The following is a 23,081-nucleotide window of genomic DNA, read 5'->3' on the forward strand; positions in this document are numbered from 1 at the left end:
GAGGGAGCCCGCGATGCTGTCGTACGCAAGAGACCTGCCCGAGCTTGAACCCGTGGACCTGATCGTCTGTGGCGCCGGACCGGCGGGCTGTGCTGCAGCGCTGAGTGCCGCACGCTCAGGACTGTCGGTCCTGCTGGTCGAGGCCCTCGGGCAGTGCGGTGGCATGGGCACCAGTGGCCTGGTGTCACACTGGCTGGGTGGACGGAGCTTCGATGGACGCCGGTGGGTAGTCGGTGGAATCTTTCGGGAGCTGAGTGAGGAGGCGGCTGCAGCCGGTGCGGCCCTGCTTCCCGTCGATGACCCGGAGGAGAGGTTCACTCCCCATGGCTGGCTCAAGGGCCTGCAGCATGGTGTGCCCTTCGATCCCTTCGCCATGGCACGACTGCTGGACCGCAAGCTGGCCGAGGCATCGGTCGACGTCCTCTACTTCACCCGCGCCGTGGACGTGACGTGCGAAGGTGACGAGATCCGTCACGTGATCCTCGCCAACAAGCAGGGGCTTTCGGCGGTGCGGGCACGGGCTATCGTGGACGCCACTGGTGACGCAGACGTGGCAGCCGCCTCTGGCTGTGAGGTCCAGTGCGGACGCGAGGGCGATGGACTGATGGCGCCCGCCACGCTGATGTTCCACGTGGACAACGTGGATCAGCGCATGCTCTCGGACTACCTCCACGAGCACGACTCGCCGCGCTTCCGGCTGGAGATCACAAGGTGGCGTGAACAGGGCGACTGGCCCTTCCCCTACGAGATCCTCATCACTGTGCAGCTTGTGGAGCCCGGCGTGATGATGATCAACACCTCGCGCCTGGTGGGAGTGGACGGCACCGACCCGCGTTCGGTCAGTGATGGAATGTGCGCGGGCCGCGAGGAGACCGAAGCGCTGCTGCTCGTCCTGCGCAAGCACGTTCCCGGCTTCTCGCAGGCCCGGCTGAAGGCCGTGGCGCCGCTGCTGGGAGTGCGAGAGACACGCCGGATCGTGGGTGACCTGGTGATGACCGTCGAGGACGTGGTGACCGGCCGAACCTTCGAGGACACCATCGGCCTGAGCAGCTACGGCTGGGACCTCCCGGACCCGCATCGTCCGAGCCACCAACCCATGCACGAGCGGGCCCAGGCGAAGCCGCCGGTAACTCCTCTTCCCTACCGGATCATGGTGCCGCGACCTGTGGGGAACCTGATCTGCCCCGGTCGGGCCGTGAGCGTGGAGCGCGAGGTCCTGGGGCCGCTACGTGTCATGGCGCCCTGCATGGCGATGGGCGAAGCAGCCGGACTTGCTGCCCATCAGGTCTGCCGCGCAGGCATAGCCTTCAACCAAGTGGACACGGCGCTCCTGCGCCAGGAGCTCACTGAGCGTGGCGCAATCCTCGAGCTCTGACGCCTACCGCCGCAGCTCACTCGTACTTGAGCACAACCACGCGCACGGTCTCACCGGGCAGGTCAGAAGGATGCACCTGGAAGGCGGCAGCAGCCGGCTTCTCGACCTTCCACGTCGGCGGGACCGCCGCGAGCAAGGCGTCGATCGAGGCCACCGGTGACTTCGGGATCGCAGGCGTCTTGTAGTGCATGGGCAGCACTATCCGTGCTTCGAGCCGGCGGATCACCTGCACCGCCTGCGGCGCGTCGATGGTGTAGAAGCCGCCGACAGGAACCATGAGCACGTCGACGCGGCCAAGGGCCTCCATCTGCTCCTCCGTCAGCACGTGACCCAGGTCGCCCAGATGCGCGATCCTCAGGCCGCCCATCTGCCAGACGAAAACGGTGTTCGGTCCCCGAGCAGCGCCCTGCTGCGCATCGTGATAGGTTGCCACTCCCTTGAAGCGCAAGCCCGCTGTCTCATGCATGCCCGTTCCGCGCAAAGCGATAGGATGGCCCAGCACGTTCTCGATCCCGTTGTGGTCGCGGTGTTCGTGGGTGATCAGGCAGACCTGCGGCTCCGCTCCTGGACGAGGGTATCCGTACCCTTCCGGAAAGGGGTCGGTCATGACGCACGTGCCTTCTCGATCGGTGATCGAGAAGCAAGCGTGACCCCACCAGCGTATCGTGACGCCATCGTCCTGAGCTTGCCCCTGCTCGGCCGGTGCTTCCTTCGTCTGAGACGCTGCGACTCCGGGCAGGGCTGCGGCGATCAGCACCACACCTGACAGCAAGAGCAACTGCGCACCTGCTGCAGCTACCATCGTCACCACCTCCGGGTCCTGAACTTCGACGGTCACGAGACCAGTCCCTGCAACCTCTGTCGCGTGGTCACGAAGGAGGAAGGGAGGCCTGGTGTACGCCACAGGCCGCTGGTGGAGACGAAGGTCGGCACCAGTCCCTCCTGACAAGGCCGGCCTTCCGGGGCCTTGGCAGGGAGGAGCGCTTCAGGTATCATCGCCCCAGGCCGCCTGCGGGCGCTGTTCACTCATCACCTACGCACGGTTAGCGCATGACCGCTCCACCGGTGCCACGATCACCTCTGACGCCCCTGCCCACAGCGGAGAACCTCCGCAGCCGCTTCGAGTCGCTGGGGCGCGGATACTCCCAGAGCTGGGGTCTGTGCTGCCTGCTGACAGACGCCAATGGCCTCGTGCTGGCCCAGGTTGGCGACTGCAAGTCTGGCTGCGACCGTGAGAGCGAGTGCAACCGCGAGCGGCGACGGGCACTTCGTGAGGCCCTGCGTTGGGGCGAGCCGACGATGATGCTGTGTCAGCATGGCATGATCCTGTGGGCCGTGCCGGTGATGTACAATGCCGATCTCCTGGGCGGGCTGATGTCTGCAGCGCCCGATCCCAGTCTCCCTGAGGAGTCGCCGCAACTCACCCCGACGCAGATCCGCCAGGCTGCCCTGGACCTGCTCGCGAAGGCCGAGGAGGCCAACCTCACCAACGGTGCGCTGCTCGAGCTCCGGCGTGCGGCCGCGCAGCGTGAGTCACGGCGGGCGGAGGCGATTCATGCTCTCAAGGAGCGCGGGCATCATACCCTTCGCGACGTGTACTTGGTCGAGGAGCCTGCACTGATCGCGGCGATCAAGCGGGGCGATCGTGCGTCGGCAAGGGAGAGCATCAACCGCGTCCTCGTCGGCCTGTACTTCCTCGGCCGCGAGCGACCCGAGTTGCTCAAGAGCCTGCTGCTGGAGCTTGTGGTGATGATGTCGCGCAGCGCCGTGGAGGCCGGTGGCGATCCGGCAGCGCTCCTCGGCGCGAACTACTCTTCCTTCGCCGAACTGGCAAGCCTTGAAGGTGAGGAGGAGCTCTGCGCCTGGCTGGTGGGGATGCTGGAGCGCATCATGGACGCCATCCACACTCACCACAGCTACCCCATCAGCGCCCTCGTCGGTGCGGCTGTGCAGTACATGGAGGAGCATCTGGGTGAAGACCTCAACCGAGACGAGGTCGCCCGAAGGGCCTGCCTTTCGCCCGCCCACTTCAGCCGCGTGGTGAAGCAGACCTACGGCCAGTCCTTCACCGACCTGCTGACCCAGATGCGCGTGGACAAGGCTCGCGAACGCCTTACTCTCAGCGAAGACAGCATCATCCAGATCGCGCTCGACTGCGGCTTCAGCGACCAGAGCTACTTCACCAAGGTGTTCAAGAAGCTCGCGGGGCAGACCCCTGGCGAGTACCGCCGCAGTCAGCAGACCATGCGATAGCTCCTCTCTCCCCGTTGGCACCTTTCCACAGCTTTGCGTTGTCTCGTGCGCACCAGATTCCCAAAGCGCACGAGGCTACCAGAGGATGGTCTCATTCCACCAGGAATCGCGCACCACATCACCACTCTCCTATCCCCCAGCGCGGTAGACTCCCACTGTGAGAAGTGAACAGAGACGTCGGGACGCAGCCGGCGCACCGATCCGCAGACGGCCTGGCCCTCACTGATATGCTTCGAGCCGCCCCGGGTCTTCACGGGAGCATCAACTTCATGGGACGCACTCTCTGTCAGCAACTCGCCGAACAGGGGGCCATCCTCCCCATCGGCACCGACCTCGTTCTGCGCGAGAAGCCCGATCCTGAGGCCCTTCTGCTCGACGGCACTGAGTTGGGCGCCGTCCTTGTCGAGGCGGCAGCGCGCTACCATACACCGCTGGCGATGCCGCTCATGGACCTGGAACTGGAGAAGCAATACCTGCTGAAGATGCTCGGGGTTCCGATCCACGAGAGGGCAACCTACCACTTCAGCGAGTGCCCCGGCGCTGAGGCCCTGGAAACCGTCAAGGCCGCCGTCAACGATCCGCTGACCCCACGCATGCAGGCCACCGTCGAGGCCGTTGCCCGCGTCGCCCAGGAACCCGACCTCATCCCGGTGGGAATGTGCATCGGCCCCTTCTCGCTCATGACCAAGCTGCTCAGCGACCCGATCCTCCCGATTGCCATGGCTGCGAGTGGAGTCACTGCCGAGGAAGACGCCGAGATCCGCAGGGTCGAGGAGTGCCTTGAACTGGCGACGCGGGTAGTCCTGCGCTACGCCGACGCCCAGATCAAGGCCGGTGCGCGACTGATGTTCGTTGCCGAACCGGCCGCCAACAAGGTCTACCTCTCGCCCCGAATGATCGAGGCAGGTTCGGACATCTTCGAGCGCTATGTGATGCGCTACAACCTGCGACTGCGCTCCCTGCTCGCCGCCTGGGATGTGGGCCTGGTGTTCCACTGCTGCGGCGAGCTGACCGACTATATGGTCGATCAGTTCACCAAGATCGAGCCGGAGATGCTGAGCCTGGGAAGCTCCCGGTGCCTGTGGGAGGATGCGCAGATCGTCCCGGAGCACATCGTCCTGTTCGGCAACCTGCCCTCCAAACGCTTCTACTCTGATGCCGACATGCCGGTCGATCAGGTCTCCGCGATGGCTGCGGAGCTCCAGCAGAAGATGCACGCGACGGGGCACCCCTTCATCCTTGGGACGGAGTGCGACGTCCTCAGCGTTCCCGGTTGCCATGACACCATCGTCTCGAAGGTCGAGGCAATGATGCAGGTCCCGGCAGCCGTCTAGCCACCCGACCCCATCATCAGCTAGTTCGGTTCGTCTCGCCCTCGGCAGCTTTCCGCCGGGGGCGTTTTGCCTTGTGGCGAAGCGAGAAGGTCCGTAGCTGTCTCCGGCGGAAGCTTCATCGCTGAAGGCTCCAGGCATCTTCGTACTCACCTCTCCTCAAGGCAGTGATAGCCCCATGCACTTCGACCTTCCGCCCGATCACGTGGAGGAGCCGTCGTCGATCCCCAACTTCTGGGTCAGCGCCTTGGAGGACATCGACCAGTTCTTCCACCAGAACGTGCGCCGAGGTACTGTGGAGACCCTGGGCACCTCTGCTGGTGGTCGCCCGATACGCGCAATCTCCTATGGCCAGGCTCGCAAGGGCCAGGGCACGACGACCTTCTCCGGTTCGCTCGGGTACGGTGACGTTCGCGCCTACCTGGGACCCGACCATGACAAGAAGGTATACCTGGCCCTCGGAGCGGTGCACGGTGGTGAGTTCGAGGGCGTCGTGGGCATCGTGAACCTGGTCAGCATATTGGAGACCGGCTCTGACCTGCGTGGGAGACCGTACCCCGGAATCGTCGAGGCGGCGGCTGCGGTGGATCGGCTGATCCTCATCCCGGTGGTCAACGTCGACGGTCGGGCGCGGCTGCCGATGCGGATGGCCAGATTCACCGACCAGGACAACTCCCTTCACCAGTACCTGAACACCGGCGCGAACCTCGACGGCACGAACCTCGGCTGGCCGCAGTGCAAGGAGTTCATCCCGCTGGACTTTGCGACGATCGGATTCCCGGGCGGCTACCCGAACGACGCCGGTGTGAACCTCCAGCACGATGACTTCTTCGGCAAGCGGCAGCCGGAGACACAGGCCTTGCTGGACTTGTGTGCCCGCGAGCGGCCGGACCTGATCCTGAACATGCACACCGGCGCTCCTCCGCGCAACTACTACACGCGCATGCACCGACCCTTCCTCGAGCCACGGCTGCAGGAGACCTTCGAGGCGCTGTACCGAGCCGTCCACGGCGGGCTGACCGAGGCCGGACTGCAGGGCACTCGCGACATGGCGCTCGAGACCGACGTCTCAGCCATGCCAGTGGGAACCTACAACCTCGACACGGCTCTGAACCTGCACTGTGGAGCGCTGGCGGTGCTCATCGAGGCTCCCTCTCATGGGTTCGCCGGCCTCGACCGTGAGGGGAGCGTTGTGGTCCAGACGCCCGACCTGATCCTCGACGCCCAGCTAGTCTGCCATTGCGAGGCCCTGCGTTTCCTGGGTCAGACCGGCGGTCGCAGTCGCTGGCTACCGGGACGCTGAAGGCACAAAAGGAGCGTGCACGAATGCGAAGGGCAATCCTGCTGCTTACCGTGCTACTCGCAGCCGCCAGTTCAGTGGCGTTCGCACAGACCGAGACGCCGGGCATAGACCTGACGGGGGTGCTCACGAACCCCGGCTTCGAGCAGGCGGACAACCGGCCAGACCCGGTAGGCTGGCGTCCCTTCATCAGTGGGCAGGGCTTCGAGCTGTCCCGGGATGCCTCGGTCGCCCACAAGGAGCAGGCCTCTGCACGCCTGATCGGACGACAGGGCGCTTCGGACCGCTCCTGCTACGGGCAGATGACGGCAGCGCTGAAGGCTCCCAGGTACCTGCGCCTGCGACTGTGGTACCGCGGCACGGGGTCGAGCGACGGCTTCGTCAGGTATCGGCCCGTGACCGGCGTGAAGGTCCCTAACGACGAGTACGGGACCTACCCCTTCCGCGTCAAGCTTCCCGCCGCCGACTGGCAGGAACTCGTCTTCGACGTCAAGACTCCGGCGGCGGCGCTTGCGGCTGAGAAGGTGCGGCTCGAGGTCAACTTCTACCAGCGCTCCACTGGGACTCTGTGGGTGGATGACGTCTCGCTGGAGGGCTTCGAGAAGATGCCCTGGACCCTGGCCCTTCAGGAAGACGTGGACCCGCTGGCCCAGCACCGACGACCGGCTGACGGGCTGGTGGTGCAGCAGAATCCGCCGGACTTCAGTTGGAGTCCGCAGACGGAAGCGACCGAGTATACCTTTGAGTTGAGTCAGAACCCGGCCTTCCCCGCCGACAAGATGATCCAGCGCAGGCTCAAGTACATCTACTACAGCCACTCCGCAACCCTCGCTACGGGCACCTGGTACTGGCGCTGGCGCTATGCGACCGAAGACGGCACGCTGTCGGGCTGGAGCCGCACGACCAGCTTCACTGTTCCGGCCGAGGCGGTGCCCTTCCCCGTGCCGACGGTGGAGGAGATGCGGCGAGCCGTCCCCGTAAGCCACCCGCGCATCTACACCACGGCGGCGCAATTGAGCGCCTTCCGTGCGCCGCTTCAAACTTCGAGGAAACAGTGGTGGGAGACCTACTTCCGCCCAAACGCCGAGCGACTGTTGAAGGAACCCGTGGCGACCGAGCCGCCGGCGGACTGGATCGTCGGCGCACGGCCCGGTGGTGGGCCACTCACCGATGAGCTGGTGGCGGTGCTCGGCAAGCTGGAACAGCACTGCTTCCGCATCGCTGACCGCCTCGAGCAGCTTGGATTCGCGTACCTGATCAGCGGCGATCGACGCTACGCTGACGCGGCGATTGCCCAACTGATGGAGATCTCCAAGTGGGACCCCGAGGGTGTGACCTCCTACCGAAACACCGATCGGAGCTTCCGGGCTCTCACCTTCGAGCCTGCGCTGGCCTACGACTGGTGCTGGGAGGCCATGACCCCGGAGCAGCGCCAGACCATCCGCCAGGCCATCGCCAGACGAGGCGCCCTGTTCATCAGCCACTTCCGCGACGGCGCGCGCCCGCTGTACAAGTACCCCTATGACTCTCATGCAGTGACCGCGCTGAACTACCTCGTGCTCGTCTCGCTGGCCCTGCTGCATGATGAGCCGGTCGCCACCGACTGGTTCGACTTCCTGATGTCCGTGTACCCGGCGATGTACCCGCCCTGGGGTGATGAGGACGGTGGCTGGGCGCAGGGCGTCTCGTACTGGAAGTGGTCCATGCCCGACGGCTGCTGGGTCTACGATGCCCTCAAGAGCCTGATAGGTCTGGACTTCTACCAGAAGGCACACACCCGGAACAACCCGTGGTTCAAGTTCTACTTCCAGCCGCCCTGGTGCACCAGCAGCCACTTTGGCGACGGCAATCCAGGCGCAGGGGCCGACAGCACCGACCGCGCGAATCTGGCCCACTATGCCGCGGTCTACAAGGACCCGTACCTGCAGTGGTATGCGCTCACTCCCAAGCCCTACAACCCCAACACCTACGGGCCGTACAGCTACTGGTGGTATGACGAGCAACTGGCGCCGCGACCGCCGGCTGATCTGCCCCAGGGCAGATGGTTGCGCGACATCGGCTGGGTGGCGATGCACTCGGACCTGTCCGACCCCGACGACCTTATGCTGATGTTCAAGAGCAGCTCCTACGGCTCCTGGAACCACTCGCAAGCCGACCAGAACAGCTTCGTGGTGTATGGCTACGGCGAGCCGCTGCTCATCGACTCGGGCTACTACGACTGGTATGGGAGCCCCCACGATGTGGGCTACACGCGGCAGACGAAGGCCCACAACGACCTCCTCGTGAACGGCGCCGGGCAGCCGGTCTGGGACAAGGGTGCCACGGGGAGCATCGCCCGGTACTTCTCCAGCCGGCCCTTCGACTACACCTGCGGCGATGCCACGCCCGCCTACAAGGGCGCCTTGCAGGGCTTCCAGCGGCACATCCTGTACCTGCGGCCCGATGTCTTCATCCTTCTTGACGAGGTGAAGACCGAGACTCCGAGCGAGTTCACCTGGGCCCTGCACGCGCTTGAGAAGATGCAACTGGAGGATAGCAGGCAGCAAGTGACCGTTCTGCGGGGTGACAGCAGGTGTCAGGTTCGCTTCCTTTCTCCGGAGCAACTGAAGTTCGAGCTGACCGACCAGTTCACCCCGCCGCCGACCACTCCGCATGCCAATCAGTGGCACCTGTATGCCACCACCGCGACGAAGGCGACGAGCGCGGTCTTCGTCACAGTGGTCCACCCGTGGCATCCGGGCGAGACAGGCCCACTGGACCTGCAGACACGTCGTGAGGGCGACCGGGTGCTGATCTCGTGGCCCGGTGGAAGTGCGAAGCTCTGGACCGGTCCCGCAGACAGGCTCCCCGCAGGCGAGAGCCGATTCTCCCTTAGCGGTGACTGGCAGCCCGGTCGGCTCGCGACGGCGATGGTGGATGGCACGAAACTGGTCCTGGAGACTGCTGACGGACCACGCACGCTCCTGAGCAGCAGTGTGCAGGCAACGGCCTCGGCAGAGCTGTCCGGCAAGGACCCGGCGGCAGCCAGGGTCACCCGGGTCACGGTGCAGCTTCAGGAGACCGGAGAGGTGCGCCTTCCCTTCGCCGCCTCGGGCCTTCCTGATCTCCTGCTTGATGGCAAGCCCCTTGCAGCAGATCAGGCCCTGCCGGGCCAGGGAGAGAACCTCGCCCTGAGGCTTCCTGCGGGCACGCATGTGGTGGAGGTGAAGTCGGAGGAGATCCCCGCAGCCGCCTCGATAGAGGTGCTGCGGGATGGTCAGCCGGTGCCCACTTCGCTGGAGGCCCTGCGCAGGTGGGATGGCTCGGTGCTGCAGTGGGGCACGCTCTCCACGGACGCCACCCCGGTTCGAGTGGAGAGCCTGCAGGTACCGGAGGGCGCCCAGGTGTCCCTGGGCCAGGGGAAGCTGAAGGTCGGCCAGATGCTTTGGCCCACCGGCAAGGACCAGCTCGCCGCACGAGGACCGCAGACTCCGGCGAAGATCTCCCTGAGCCTGCGGAGCGTCATCCTAGACCCGAAACCGATCGAGGCAAGCGTGGAGGTGTCGGCGCTCGAAAGCAAGCCCGGTTTGGTGAAGCTGGAGGCCGAGGACTTCGTGGACTCCGGCCTCGGCACGCCCGACCGGTACCGCACTCGAGCCTTCCTGTCCGGCGGCATCGGCGTCTCGGCGTGGACGAACCCCGGCATGTGGATGAGCTGGAAGTGGCAAGTCCCGAAGACCGGCAGGTACCTGTTGGCGCTGCGCTGCGCAACCCACGAGACCTGCGCCGACCGCTGGATTAACCTGGATGGCAAGGGCCTGCTGGACGACTACCGCATCTTCCGCTTCCCCAACACCGGCGGGTATGGTGCGACGCCGGAGCAGTGGAAGACCATCGCTGTGACCGGAGAAGACGGCAGACCGCTAACGCTGAGCCTGACCGCCGGCGAGCACACGCTGACCATGACCTGCCTGCAGTACCTGCTGAACCTCGACTACCTGCTCCTGATCCCGGTCGAGTAGCTCGCCGACCTCCCGATACAGAAAGGCGCCCGGTCTCTGAGAGGCCGGGCGCCTTCACGTTACATCGGTTGCTTACCTCGTCAGCACGGCCCGTCCCCAGTCGGTGCGATCGCCGGAATTGCGCGCCCCACCGTTCCACATGAGTTGACGGACGCGCTTGTCGCCATCGGTACTGTCGTCGATCGCCAGATCGAAGCGCAACTCCTTGCCGTCCTCGGGGCTGAAGCCGAGGGCAGCGAAGGGGAGCGCCGCCTCCAGCACGTACCCGCTCTTGTCTACCCGCGGGATGACGGCCAACTTGCAGTCGTACTGCTGCGGCGAGTGAGCGTAGTACCAGCTCGGAGTGCCGCCGGGTAGCCCGGCACTCAGTAGTATCTGTCGGTCAGTGAACAGCAGCGCACCGGGCTGGGCGGCCTGCTCGGAGCCGAGGAAGAGTTCGATCCCATCGCCGCTCCAGAGCGCGTCGCCCTTGTGGCTGTTCTGCATCGGTGTCGGATCGGTCACGTCCACCATCAGATACAGGTTCGCATCGTCCCAGCAGAGCCGGAACACTCCCTCCACTCCGCCCGCGTCAGCCCCCAGGACCATCTGCTTGCCGGAGATGCGCTCGGGTGGTACGCCGGGCCAGCCATCGCGCCGCCCATCAAGCTGGATCGGCCCTTCGGCGCGCGGGACCTTCACCGTCTTCGTCCCGCGTCCGGCCATCGTGAATCGCGGGTCCTCATAGACGAAGGGCGCGCGCTGCCCGAACAGGACCGAGTAGAGGTCGTAGTTGGTCTTCATCATCTCGGCCAGGCAGTCGCGGTGCGGGCGGTCGGTGACGCTCAGCAGCCCGGTGTTGATCTTCTCGCCGGTGTACATCTGGAACCAACGCCCCGTCCGGGCCTGGTCGATGAGGGTGAACCACTCGATGCCGACGATGTAGGGCAGTGACGCCGCCTGCTCGACATAGTTGCGGTAGGCCAGACCCCGCTCCTGTTGACTGCGGACCTCACTGCCGCCGGGCAAGCCGCTGTCACTGGGCGAGGCCCAGTGGAACTCGCTGAGCATCATGGGCTTGTCGCCTGCCCAGGAGTCGAGGCGATCGAGGAAGGACCTGTCGAGGCCGTAGGTGTAGTAGTTGACGCTGATCACGTCCATGTACTCCCCGGCGATTCGGCACAGCGCCTCGCTGTTTGCGGTTCCCGGTTGCCAGCGACTGCCGAGCAGCAGGTGGTTGCGGTCATAGCGGTGGAAGGCGTCCGCGATCTGCCGGTAGTGCTCGCGGATGAACAGCTCGGTGTAGGCCTGCATGTCCGTCGCAGCCTCCTGGGTCGCGACGGCGAGACCAGTATCCTTGAGGGCGTCGAAGCTGGCGGCCGAGGCGCCCCAGGCCTGGTTGAACTTGTCGATGGTGCCGTACTTGTCCTGCAGCATCTGCACCAGCCGCAGCTTGGCCGGCTGAGTGCCCTTCAGCGAGGGGATGACTTTGGGGATGTCCTCAAAGGCCTGCTCGTTGGCCACGAAGTAGCCGATGATGAGCGGGTTGTCCGCCTGCGGCTTGACGCTCTGGGCGAAGAGGCTGTCCATCTTGGCAAGCGTCTTCGCATCGAAGGGGTCGAAGAAGCCTCGCAGGCCGGGGATGACCCCGCCCAACTGCCACTCACTGAGCGGCAGCGAGGATACGTAGGGGAAGTTCGCCTTGCGGTGAGCCTCCGTCGCCGACGAGAAGGCGCCACCGGCATTGAAGCCCCACTTGCGCACGCGGTCGATCGTCCGTGCCATCCACTCCTCGCGCTCGTAGGGCTTGCCGTACTTGCGGATCAGGTTCACGAGGTAGAAGGAGACCGTATTGCGGCTCCAGTAGGCCTCCGGGTGGAAGGCTGTGTGGTACGGGCCGTCGTAGTCGGGCAGCCACTCGTAGATCTGCTCGCGGCCTTTGGTGTAGGTGTAGTCGTCGCCGGGGCCAACGGCACAGACTCCCAGGTGGAAGACCGCGTTGCCCTCGGGATCGACCAGGAGCCAGCGTTTGTCCTGCTTCTCGACATGGAAGAAGCCGGTGGCCTTGAGGCCGTAGCGCTGACCGCTGCCCGGAAGGCCGCCATAGCTGTCGAGAACCGGCGGATGCAGAGAGCCGTAGTACTCGGCGTCGCGGGCGACATCCTGCTTGAGTTCCTCCTCGCTGGTCACCTTTCCCGGGAAGTTCATCTGGGCGTCCTGGCCGAAACGGTCGGCAACGATCACCCGCTTCGCTCCGCCCTCCGGAAGGGTCTCACGGATCTTCAGGGTGCAGCGTGTCGTGGTTGCGTTGCACGGGGCCATGAACATCCACGCGTAGATCTTCCAGCCCCACTCGCGATTGTCCTGAAGCTGCTGGAAGGAGTACGCCGGCAGCTCAAAGGTCAGGCTCTTGCCCTCAAAGCTCGTGAGGCGGAAAGTGTTGTCATTGCCCTGGTAGAGGAAGGGGCGCTCGGGTTTCTCTTTGGGGAAGGGCCTGGCGTCGCTGCCGCCGATCTGGTAGGTCCCGCCCTCGCTGAAGCCAAAGTCGATGAGCGTGTCCATGCGCAGATGTGTGACGGTGGCCGGGAGCTTGCGCAGGTCAAGGGTCACCGTCTCCGCATCGGACAGCGTCGCGGTGATCTCGGTCCCGGCCTCGTACCTGAGCAAGGCCTGTTTCCCCTGCGCACGGGCCTCCACCGGGGCCAAGGGCTGTGCACCTCCGCTGCGCAGAATCCGTGGGTAGTTGAGGGTGAACTTACCCATGCTGCCGGCGTCAAGGACCAGTCCACCGTCCGTCAAGGACAGAGTGGCCGCCATCGACTGCAGGGGCAGGAGCAGCAAGGCCGGAAGCAAGAGGAGGAAGGGGGTTCGCAGCATTCGTTGACCTCCAGGTTCGGAACCGTACTGGTGGGGTGACGAGGAAGGCCGACGGCGCACTTCACATTCATACTTCCGCGCTTCGTCGGTGGCACCTCTCAGGGGCGGATTGGCAGGAAGGCGACGACAGGACTGCTGACGAAGGTCATCCGGAGAAGGATCGGTTTCCGTCGATTGGCCTGACCTCACACCACTCGTATCGACCTGACGATACCTGCCCACAGCATCCTTGGCGTGCCGCTGACGGGTTAGGGCAGTCGAGGCAGATCCGAGGCGTTGCGTCTTGGCAGCGGGCTGCGCTTCGGGTAGTATTCCCTGAACGCTGCACCCTACAGATAGGGCCCTGCTGAGGGCCCTGGCAGTCGAAGCTCGCACGAACACGGACTGAAGGAGAGCCCCAAGGATGACCATGCTTCCGACCGTCGACTTCTGCGGCTTGAACCCGACGCGTCTGATTCTCGGCGCAAATCCCTTCGGCGGCTACAGCCACCAGAACAAGGAACGCGACGCCGAGATGGTGGCGTACTACACGGTCCCCCGGATTCTGGAGACCTGGCAACGGGCCGAGGCCGCGGGCATCAACACGATCATCACGAACAACGAGACCCCGCACGTGCTCGAAGCCGTGACTGAGTACCTGTCTCATGACGGCAAGCTGCAGTGGATCGCGCAGATCAACAACAACCGTCAGCCCAACATGGAGGCGGCCATCGATCAGGCCGTCGAGATCGGCTGCAAGGCGGGCTACATCCACGGCGGCGTCATCGACAAGCTCTTCGCGGAGAGGGACGAGGCGACGCTGCGCGCCTGGATCACGCACGGCCAGTCGCTCGGGATCCCGATGGGCGTAGCCGGGCACTCACCGGCAACCCACGACTGGGTGAACAGCCTCGACCTGGTCGACTTCCACGTGGTCTGTTTCTTCAACTGCGGCAGCCTGCACGCCGGCAAGGGGCACAAGTTCCGGCTCGCGGATGTTGCTCCGGCGGCCGAGTGCGTGCGTCGTCTGACCAAGCCTTGCGTTGCCTACAAGATCCTGGGCGCGGGGCGAATCGACGCCACGATGGCCTTCGAGTACGCCTTCGAGAACATCAAGCCGACCGACGTGGTGAACGTCGGCATGTTCCGCGGCGACAAGGATGACATGGTGGAGGAGAACGTCGCGATCGTGCGAGGGATACTGGAAGGCTAGTCGCGAACAGCGCCAGGGCGCCGCAAGCTTCGGTGGTACAATACGAGGGCGCGAACTCGAAGGCCTCTGCCGTCGAGTCTGCGCCCTCCTTTGGTTCTCGCTTTCCGCTAGAAGGCCCAGACGCTCTTGAGGGCAACCCGATCCTGCGTCTTCTCGGCGTTGGGATCGCCGAGGATGACGTAGAGGTCCATGCCCCGGCGCAGCCTCTGACTGTAGGCCAGGTAGGCGTTCGTCCCATCGCTGCCGTCGACCAGTCGCATACTCACCGTATGCTCGGGGTCAAGGTCGTAGTTGCCCGTCGCCATGAACTGGCGGTCGCTGGTGTGACCCTCTTCGGTATCCAGGCTCAGCCATGAAGCATAGGCCGTAAGCGCCAGCTTCGAGGTGAGCTTGAAGCCCTGCGAAAGGCTGAAGTACCGGTAGTCGCCGCCCTGGCGGGTGCCAAAGCTGGTGTAGACACCGCCTCCGCGGTACTTCTCGTTCTCGTTCCATGAGGTGGACAGGCTCCACACCCGGTCATGGTAAGGAGGGCGCTGCGTGGCGCTGTAGGCCACAGACCCCGACCACCAGTTCCGGGTGCTCAGGTACCCGCTAGCGTACCAACTGTGTTCGTGAATCCCGCCGTCAAGGTTGTTGCGCTGCAGGACGTTCGCGTACAGGTTGTACTCGCGCAAGGGCCCGCTCCGGAAGCTCTTGTAGTGTCCGGCGCTGGCCTGCCAACCCTCGTAGCCATTCTCGGGGAAGTAGGCAACGGCGGGCGCAAAGCCCTCGTCGACCCTCTCGTAGTACACGTTCATGGAGTCGTTGCCGTCGCCGGTCTGGTAGCCGGCCCCGGCGTTCCAGCGCTGTCGCGTCCCTGAGCCGCCGGGAACGGTGGTGCTGTAGCCGTTGATGCTTGCACTCCTGCTGCCCTGCAACCCGACCTTCTCGCCCCGCGATATGCCGGCCCCGTACTGTGCGTTGAACTGGCCTTCCTTCTCGTTGAGAACCGCCAGCACCGAGGCCGAGGAGTAGGGACGGTAGTCCCAGCACCAGTTTGCCACCGTGGTGTGCTCATGGCCGAAGTCCCAGGCATCGAGAAAGGCGAGACGATAGTCGCGGACACGACCGAAGTACTTGGCGCCGAAGTCGATGTCCTCCAGTCGCCGCGAGTAGAACGTCGTGGTCGGAGGGTAGAACCCGCGCCCCTCGACGAAGAAGGGGCGGGCGTCGCTCAGTTGGCGCTCGTTGTAGGAGAAGTCGATGCTCTCCACCTGCTGAGCAACGTCCTCAAAGTCGGGGTTCGCGGTCACCAGCGCCTCCATCCCGGAGGGGAAGACGCACTTGGCGTCGGCGCCGACCTCGTTCTGAAGGCTTCCCTCGTCCCACTGCGGGGAGGCGTACACCATCGTCTTGATCTTGGGGCGAGGCTTGGGCAGCTTCAGCGGTCCCCAGTCTGCCGATTTCTGGTAGTCCCACTCCCCGACCGCGGGCCAGACATACCACTCGCTCTGTCGCACCAGATGCCGGGCCAGGACTATCCCGAAGGTCTTGGCGCCCTCGGGGTAGCGCAGGATGCTGAAGGGGATGCGGGCCTCGCCGACCCAGCCGTCGGCAACCCTCTTGGCCGAGGCCTCCCAGTCGCCCTGCCACTCGGTCTTGCTGGCGGATCCCTGCGGGACGTACTCGTACAGCGTGCCCAGGGAGTTGAAGCAGAAGTAGTAGGACTCGCGGTGGCTGTGGTAGGTGTCGAGATCGATCTCCACCGCGTCATCGCTCATCACAGCCCCGTCGCGCTTCCTCTCCTCTGCGCGGATGGTCTGTGGCTGCGAGTCCTTGGCGTAGACGCCAAGGTAGATGTACTTGTCGTCGTAGCCCAGGTAGTAGATGGTCGGCTCGGCCGGTTTCCCACCCGTGTGGCACTCCGTCAGATCCTCGATCCGGGATGCCCTCTGCCAACAAGCATCACTGAGGTCACCGTCGAGGACCGGCGGCTCGGCGAGATAGACAGCCTCCAGCTTCGTGGCAACCGACGTCCCGTCGGCATGGGACAGATGCAGCACGGCCAGCAGCAAGACGAGCAAGACGAGACACGTCTTCAAGTCGGCCTCCCCCTTCTCGTATACCGGCGACGCCGCGAACTCGCTTGCGACTATAGGTCCTTACCGGCCCAGCGCACACACCTCCCGATGAAGGTGCCGTAGTTGGGCCACTGACGGAAGGCGGCGCCCGAGCTGCAGTTCCAGATGGCACCCAGAGACAGCACACGACCGCGACCGGCCTCGCCCAAAGTCAAGAAGGGCGTGCCGTCCGTGAAGCGCGCAAGCACCTTAGCCTCGGGCTTCGCCGTCAGCTTCTGATGGGCCCCGAACTCCGGGAAGTTGGGCTCGTAGTGCTCGAAGAACACGACGGTCTTGTCCAGGACCTCAACGCCAAGGCTGCCCATCACGTAGGACCCATCCTCCAGCCGAACCGGCAGGATCTCGGCCAGCGGAGTGCGGTCATAGCCTCCGGCGGTGTAGCACTTCGCACCACCGATCGTCATCAGCCCGCCACCGGCGCGGACGAAGTCGGCAAGAGCCTGCAGTTGCTGCGGCGTGAAGGCCTCGGCTCCGGTGCCCGTATCGCCAAGGGTGATGACGTCCCAGCGGCGGGCGATCTCGGCAGCGGAACTCGGGAAGGCCGACTTGAGGTCAGTGGCGGCCATGAAGTCGGGAGCGATCCCCGGGTAGGGACGAAGCGCGTTGAAGGGATAGCGCCACTCCTCACCGGGACCGGATTCCACGAGGAGAACGCGCACGCGACCGATCGAGACTGGGATCGCAGCCCTGGCGACTCGGGAGCCTGAGCGTACCAGCACCTTGAGCTCACCGGCAGCCGGAGCCGCCTTGGCGTCTGCCCGCACCTGGAGGCGGACAGTGGCTTGCCCGCGTCCGAGGATGGTAGGAGCGGAGACTTCGGCGGAAACGCCGGCCACTTCACTGGTGACCGTGACTTCCGGGTGTGGCGAGTCCTCGACGCCGTCGGTGACGGTCAGCTCGTACTCCGCTTCAGTGCCACGCTTGAGGGCCACCGAGACGGGTGTGGTGATCTCCAAGGATGGGGCGATCTCCAGACGCATCCAGCCCCAGACTGCGGTAGGTCGCCCCGCGTGCTTACCGCGCACGAGAAGGTGCAGGTAGGCGAGGTCGTTCTGCAGCTCGTACTGCTGCAGCGGAGGCGGCACCTCACACTTGACCAGGAGCTCTCCCTGCTCACCGGCCTCGACCCTTGGCGGGCAGGAGACGATCTCGGCCTTCCAGTCGCCACGGACCATGCCTTCGGCCTGCAAGTCGGAGATGGCCTCGGGAGAGTTGTTCCGCAGCATCACGCTGATCGTCCGCTGTCCGGCGCGCGGCAGCTTCGCTGTCTGGCCGCCGAGGGCAAGTCGGCCGTCGGTCTCAAGGCCGGTCTGCTCCCAGTCGTAGAGCATCCGGGGCACCTGCTGCACAACACCCTGGGCCCACTGCGCACGCATCACAGACTCGACCATCCCACTCTTGGCTCCCTGCGCGCTGTGCTGCAGAAGGGCGTCATGGCCGATCGCTGCATACATCGGGTCGCCGGTGAGCGCCGTGCAGTAGCCGGCCATCTCACTGAGGGTGAAGGGCACAAGTGTTCCCGGCTCGTGGAGCGGGCACTGCTCATACAGGTAGCGATGGTCCGGGCGCCACAGCTCGCAGAGGAGCCAGCGCCCGGCTTTCACGTAGTCCTCGCGTGCCTGAGCCTCGCCGGGCACTTCGCCGAGAAGCTGGAGACCGCGCAGGACAGTGAAGGCGAAGACGCAGCCGCCACGGTACGGGACCTCATGGCCGACCTGAGCGTCCCAGGCGCCGCGCTCGGGGTCCTGACTGCGGCGAGCATAGTCGGCGATTCGCCGCGCGGTCTGCAGGTACTCAGGCTTCCAGGTCTCGCGGTACAGGAGCCCGAGGGTCGTGAGGGGCCAGCCCGCCGGACGCTGAATCATGAGGTTGTAGGGAGGCCCTCCGGCCGGAAGGCTATCGACCTGTGGCGCACGTCGGACGATCCAGTCGGCGATTCCCGTCGACGCCTCCAGCCCTCGCCGATCGCCGGTGAGATGGTACAAGATGAGCATGCCCTCGGCCCAACCGGCATGGGCGAAGTTGGGTGCTTCGAGCTGATGGCCGACCAGGGAGGTGTGCGCGTGCATCCAGGCCCCGCCGACGTCCGCCGGATTGCGCGAGTAATGGATGCAGTCGACGTCGGCGTAGTGTCGGGAGGCGGCCTCGGAGAAGTCCAGGAAGCGCCGGTCGCCCGTGCGGACGAAGCCGATCACCCAGCTATTGACCAGGTCCCACTCGTGGTTCGACCAAGTCTTGGCGTCGGGCACGTACCCCGGCTGCCAGACGTCGCCCCAGTTCTCCATCCCGTAGCCGGCCCGCTCGGCCAGGCATCGGTCGAAGCCGGTGTCGACGATGGTCTCGTAGGCCTCGTACTTGCCCGGCCGCCGCGGCACCAGGTTCTCGAAGGCTCCCGAACTGCAGTACCAGGCGGAATCGGCGGCCGCAAAGAGCGGTGACAGCCAGCGCTCCGGCGAGGCGGAATCCTGCAGGCTCAGGCCCAGCACATGACTCTTGCCCGCCCCTGCATGCGCAAGGAAGGGCTCCACGCCGGGCGCAGAAGGCCACAGGTCGACCAGGACTGCGCCAGGCTCGCAGGCCAGCGCCTTGGGGTACTGCTGATGGAAGTCCGGGATCGCGACGGTGACCGGGTTCGGCCCCTCGATACGTAGCCATCCTGGAGCCGCTTCGCCCGTAGCAAGCGACCGCCCTTGCGAGTCGGTGAGGCTGTAGGGGAAGTGGCCGGCGCCATGGATCTCATCGCCCGTCTGCAGAAGACGCGGACGTGCTGCCACCGAGGAGGCAGGACTGACGCCTTCGGCCAGCCCGAAGCGAACCGCCTGATCCGCCCACGGTCCTGCGAGCCGCACGCTGACCTGCTTGAGCGCCACCGTGCTCTCGTCGGCAGTCGCGAAGAACCCGTACTCGATCTGGGCCTCGGAGCGACCGGCGAAGAGATGAACCCTGTGGTCGAAGGCGATCGGTCCCGGTCCTTTGTCATCACAGAAGCGCCCGCGCAGACGGAGCACTATCCGCAGAGGCGTTTGCTCCTCGACCTCAACCGCGGCGGCGCGATCCAGCGACTGACGCCAGGAGCGGCCGTCACTCGCCTGCACGAGTCCCTCAGCCAACTGCAGCGCCGGCTGGGTGCTGCCCGGGAGGTAGGCCGCGAAGCCGCCACCCTCGAAGTCGAAGCGCGCAGCCCCGGTGTCCACGCTGACCTTGGTGCCGTCGCGGCGGAGGGTAAGGCCTGTCGGGACCGGCGTGGCCTGCACAGAGCTGCCGTACTCGAGGGTGAATTGCGCGGACTCCCGGGCCGGCACGCTGGCGGCGAAGTCGAGCAGCAGCCACTTGACGCTGCCGTCCATCCAGCGCCCGGTTGCCCGGGCATAGCAGGGAACCACGCCTCCGGCGGCGTCAAGGAGACGGACGTGGTCAGCATCGGCCAGTTCGCCCTGTGGGATCGGCACACCTGATCGCACGGGCTCCTGGGTCCGGACCGCGTCAGTGTTGTTGGCGATGGTCAGCGGCACCTGCCGACGCTCGACGCTTCCGCGGGCGAAGGTGCCAGGCCGCGGAGTCGGCGCCATGGTGTACGCGGCATCCTCAATGGGCATGAAGTGGAGGTAGTCGGCGTAGGTCGGCCCGGGGTTGCCGGGCTCCGCATAGCGGTCATCCAGCCAAAACTCGAAGTAGGGCTGATCGAGCTTGAGCACGCCCAACTGCGCCGGTACCGAGCCCGGCAGGCGAGTCCAGGTCTTGCCATCCAGGGACAGACCAAGGGCCCGACCCGAGGCATTGAGTGCCACCTGATAGCGGCCCGGCACCAGCGGACCTACGCGAATATGAAGAGGAGCGCAACCGTCTTCCGGACGCTCACGGTCAGCGGCCACGGTGTCGGACTTGAGGACGGTGCCACGGGAGAACCGTGGCGTGTTGTCCTCGCGGGTGAGGCGGCACACCGACCACTTGCCGTCGCCATCCTGGTCGGTGTCAGTCGTCAGGGCCTCCGTGTTGACCACGTACCGTTCGATCTCAAACAGGCGTCCCTCGCGGTTGTTGTCGAGGGGTGCGATGAAGCGCCCGGTGACAAAGGGGGACAACGCCGGATCAGGCCGGAACACCTCCACCGAGCTCAGGTAGGTGTCGCCGCCGGCGGCTCCGTTGATCTGCAGCAGGAAGGGCCCATAGACCCCCGGCGGCACAAGCCAGGTCTCCTCGGCCACCTGGAAGTTGCGGTAGAGCTGCGGCGAGAAGCTGCCCACTCCGGCCAGGCCGACGGACATCCACTCGCAAAGGGTTCCCTTGCGCACACGCACGCGGATCGTCACCTGGTCACCGGGCTTGAGGGCAATCGGAAGGCGACTGGTCAGAGACCAGCCCTGCCCGGCACCGTTGTGCACGTGCAAGGACCCGTCGTCCTCTCGGGCCGCCATCTCGACGAAAGCATCAGCCCCGGGTGGCGGACGCAGCAGCCAGTTCTTCTCCAGGTCCTGCACGCTACCGGCGGAGAAGGTCTCGTGGATTGACGGCACCGGCTCTCCACCTACGAGGTCCTTCGGACTGGAGCCGAAGGGGACGACCTTCGGATCGGAGAGCAGCGCCACGGCATCGACGTAGGCGGCGTTGGTGTTGTCGGCAGCGGGACGCAGCTCGAGTTGGTGCTGGCCTGCTTCGAGATGAACCGTGCCCAGACGATGCCAGACAAGGGCGATGGAGGTGGAGCTACCGCCCGAGGTCCCGACCGGCTGACCGTCGATAGCTACCGTCACGCGACGCCCGGCGAGGTTGAAGGCCCGCACCCAGACGACGCGTTCCCCGGCCTGCTTGACGGTGAAGGGCGGCAGCGGGAGAGTGAGGCCCGGGTAGAAGCGCACGAAGGCCTTCCCGGAGGCGACGCCTTCGGCCATGCTCCCGTAGTCGCTCGTGTCGCGGTCGATGCGAATCTGCGAGTCCGTGGCCAGCGGGGAGTTCTCGGCCTCCAACCAGATCACGTCGTCTGCCGGCTGGCAGGCGGCATGGGTGGCGAGGAGCAGAGCAAGGAAGGCACAGCAAAGCAAAGGGTACGGGCGAGCCATACGGACAGTCGTCCCTTCTGGGAGGTCATTCCGAAGTCAGCCTGAAACCGGTGGTCATGCCGGAGCCATCGGGGAGGTGCGGGCTGTCCTCTGAGTACCGACAAGGGCGACAAGTTCGACCTGCAAGCCCGGTATCCTTCATCGGCGCCCTCACAGGCAAGGGGGCAGGCACCTCAATCGCGCTGAGGTCCCGGTGGAGGAGCTGCCGCGTCTGCGGCTCTGTCCGTTGCGAGAGACTCGTGAGGGCGGTGAATCCGTCTACCGCTCGACCTTCGGCTGTGCCGAGGAACGTCTGCCCTACAGCGCCAGTCGTCGGTCGAGATCCCCACCTTCGCTTTGTAGAACCAGCTCGTCCTTCAGCAAGGAGAGCTTGTCCTTCCAGCCCGGCCCGGAGACTTCGACGCCTTCCTCCGGCAGGGCCCGCCAGGAGACCTCGGCCTGGTCGCGCAGGTTCGGGAGGAGGACGAACATCGCCGTGGTTGAGGCTGCATGCCAGCGAGCAGTGGCAATCTGGTTGTGGAACTCGTCACGGCTGGAGATGGGCCGCCATCGTCCGGCATCCAGGCTCAGGGCAGCGAAGCCCGGGGCCACCGTGGTGAGCTGCGTGCGTCCCAACTTGAGGTCGCGCCACTGAAGGGCGTCGAGTCCCGACCAGGTGACTTCGCGCCCGGCAAGGGAGGTGTCTTCGCTTCCCGGCGGGCAGTTCGAACGCACCTGCCAGGCATAGTCGTGCTCGGACTGCGCGTCGACGCGATCTACCACCACCACGTAGCGACCTCGGACCAGGGCCAGCGTCCGCCGAAGTGTGCAGTTCTGGTAGGACGTCGTGACCGTCGCATGGCGAACCAGCCCCTCGGTCTCGACCGCCGACATCTCGCCGACCGTAGCTTGCTCAGGACCCTTGCCGTCGATCAGCAGGACGTTGTGGAACTCTGCGGCGTAGTAGTCGCGGCTCTTCCAGTGGTCGTAGCCGGAGTCGCCCGCCAGGATCTCGTCCCAGGCGCTCAGGACGAAGGCCCCGGCGTCAGCATGGCTGTAGGTACCATAGCGATAGGATAGAGGCCAGGAGCCGTCCTTGCCTGCGAACCACGCCGTGACGGTGTCGTGCCCCCAGTTCTCGCGCAGGACCACGGTCTGCGACTGAGGGAAGAAGCGCGAGGCCGGCGGCATCTTGCCGGGAACCTCCTGCTCCCAAAGCGCCAGGGCGGCCGGGATCTGGAAGCCCTGGGGAGTGACGGCGTGCCAGTCGAAGGCCCAGTTGCACAGCGGGGCCAGGTCGCGCCCGTAGCGTTGGTTGGAGAGCAAGGCAAAGAAGCGGACCCCACGGCTGGACTCACAGGTCCCCCAGGGGATGAACTCGCCCTGCGCAGTCGTCTGGTAGGCGGCGAAGACCAGCCACTCCCGTAGCCGCTGATCCTCGAAGAGGTAGTGCCCGGTTGCCCGCTCGTAGGCGATGACGAAGGGGATGAACAGGCACCCCATGTACTGGCTGTAGCCGAGGCCCTCGACGAAGAGACCATCGGGGCGGAAGAACCACCAGTTCTCCTCGCGCCGCGTTTGGTACAGCGCTCGCGTCAGCCACTGCGAGGGCAAGAG

At 65.5% G+C, this 23,081-nt stretch carries 11 protein-coding genes; 6 read left to right on the forward strand and 5 right to left on the reverse strand.

Going from position 1 to position 23,081, the window contains the following annotated elements:
- Positions 1-13 precede the first annotated feature (13 nt).
- The gene (locus ABFE16_19305; GenBank protein ID MEN6347448.1) at positions 14-1,375 is read left to right on the forward strand and encodes an FAD-dependent oxidoreductase; all 1,362 of its coding nucleotides are present in this window, start codon (positions 14-16) and stop codon (positions 1,373-1,375) included.
- A gap of 16 nt (positions 1,376-1,391) precedes the next feature.
- Here ABFE16_19305 and ABFE16_19310 read toward each other — a convergent pair whose 3' ends face one another.
- Positions 1,392-2,213 (reverse strand): MBL fold metallo-hydrolase, encoded by an 822-nt coding sequence (locus tag ABFE16_19310; protein ID MEN6347449.1) that lies wholly within the window; start codon positions 2,211-2,213, stop codon positions 1,392-1,394.
- A 227-nt stretch (positions 2,214-2,440) separates the two neighbouring features.
- On the opposite strand from ABFE16_19310, the gene ABFE16_19315 reads away from it, so the two are divergent.
- From ABFE16_19315 to ABFE16_19330, 4 genes are all read left to right on the forward strand, one after another.
- On the forward strand, positions 2,441-3,628 hold the full coding sequence (locus tag ABFE16_19315) for an AraC family transcriptional regulator (GenBank protein ID MEN6347450.1): 1,188 nt from the start codon (positions 2,441-2,443) through the stop codon (positions 3,626-3,628).
- A gap of 269 nt (positions 3,629-3,897) precedes the next feature.
- Positions 3,898-4,962: a uroporphyrinogen decarboxylase family protein gene (locus tag ABFE16_19320; protein MEN6347451.1), complete on the forward strand. Its 1,065-nt coding sequence runs from the start codon at positions 3,898-3,900 to the stop codon at positions 4,960-4,962.
- Positions 4,963-5,137: 175 nt separating this feature from the next.
- A complete protein-coding gene (locus tag ABFE16_19325; protein ID MEN6347452.1) occupies positions 5,138-6,262 on the forward strand; it encodes a M14 family zinc carboxypeptidase in 1,125 nt (374 codons plus the stop codon).
- Between the two features lie 23 nt (positions 6,263-6,285).
- Complete coding sequence (locus ABFE16_19330) at positions 6,286-10,260, forward strand: DUF4962 domain-containing protein (GenBank protein ID MEN6347453.1); 3,975 nt, start codon at positions 6,286-6,288, stop codon at positions 10,258-10,260.
- A 72-nt stretch (positions 10,261-10,332) separates the two neighbouring features.
- Here the strand turns inward: ABFE16_19330 and ABFE16_19335 are convergent, their stop codons facing one another.
- Positions 10,333-13,116: a sugar-binding protein gene (locus ABFE16_19335; protein ID MEN6347454.1), complete on the reverse strand. Its 2,784-nt coding sequence runs from the start codon at positions 13,114-13,116 to the stop codon at positions 10,333-10,335.
- A gap of 403 nt (positions 13,117-13,519) precedes the next feature.
- Here ABFE16_19335 and ABFE16_19340 point away from each other — a divergent pair, with 403 nt between their 5' ends.
- Positions 13,520-14,308 (forward strand): hypothetical protein, encoded by a 789-nt coding sequence (locus ABFE16_19340; protein MEN6347455.1) that lies wholly within the window; start codon positions 13,520-13,522, stop codon positions 14,306-14,308.
- 107 nt (positions 14,309-14,415) lie between these two features.
- On the opposite strand, the gene ABFE16_19345 is transcribed toward ABFE16_19340, so the two are convergent.
- The 3 genes from ABFE16_19345 to ABFE16_19355 form a co-directional block, all read right to left on the reverse strand.
- Positions 14,416-16,389 (reverse strand): carbohydrate binding family 9 domain-containing protein, encoded by a 1,974-nt coding sequence (locus ABFE16_19345; protein ID MEN6347456.1) that lies wholly within the window; start codon positions 16,387-16,389, stop codon positions 14,416-14,418.
- Between the two features lie 50 nt (positions 16,390-16,439).
- Positions 16,440-21,485 carry a glutamine amidotransferase gene (locus ABFE16_19350; GenBank protein MEN6347457.1) on the reverse strand — a complete coding sequence of 1,682 codons (5,046 nt, stop codon included), beginning with the start codon at positions 21,483-21,485 and terminating at the stop codon, positions 16,440-16,442.
- A 297-nt stretch (positions 21,486-21,782) separates the two neighbouring features.
- The coding region (locus tag ABFE16_19355) for a heparinase II/III family protein (GenBank protein MEN6347458.1) at positions 21,783-23,081 on the reverse strand (1,299 nt) is incomplete at its 5' end.

It is taken from the genome of Armatimonadia bacterium (assembly GCA_039679385.1).
In the GTDB taxonomy this organism is placed as follows: Bacteria; Armatimonadota; Zipacnadia; order Zipacnadales; family JABUFB01; genus JAJFTQ01.

Excerpts from the sequence above, each read along its gene's own strand:
- ABFE16_19340 (MEN6347455.1), top strand. The coding sequence starts at position 13,520 with ATGACCATGCTTCCGACCGTCGACTTCTGCGGCTTGAACCCGACGCGT.
- ABFE16_19320 (MEN6347451.1), top strand. The coding sequence starts at position 3,898 with ATGGGACGCACTCTCTGTCAGCAACTCGCCGAACAGGGGGCCATCCTC.
- ABFE16_19330 (MEN6347453.1), top strand. The coding sequence starts at position 6,286 with ATGCGAAGGGCAATCCTGCTGCTTACCGTGCTACTCGCAGCCGCCAGT.
- ABFE16_19305 (MEN6347448.1), top strand. The coding sequence starts at position 14 with ATGCTGTCGTACGCAAGAGACCTGCCCGAGCTTGAACCCGTGGACCTG.
- ABFE16_19350 (MEN6347457.1), bottom strand. The coding sequence starts at position 21,485 with ATGGCTCGCCCGTACCCTTTGCTTTGCTGTGCCTTCCTTGCTCTGCTC.
- ABFE16_19335 (MEN6347454.1), bottom strand. The coding sequence starts at position 13,116 with ATGCTGCGAACCCCCTTCCTCCTCTTGCTTCCGGCCTTGCTGCTCCTG.
- ABFE16_19325 (MEN6347452.1), top strand. The coding sequence starts at position 5,138 with ATGCACTTCGACCTTCCGCCCGATCACGTGGAGGAGCCGTCGTCGATC.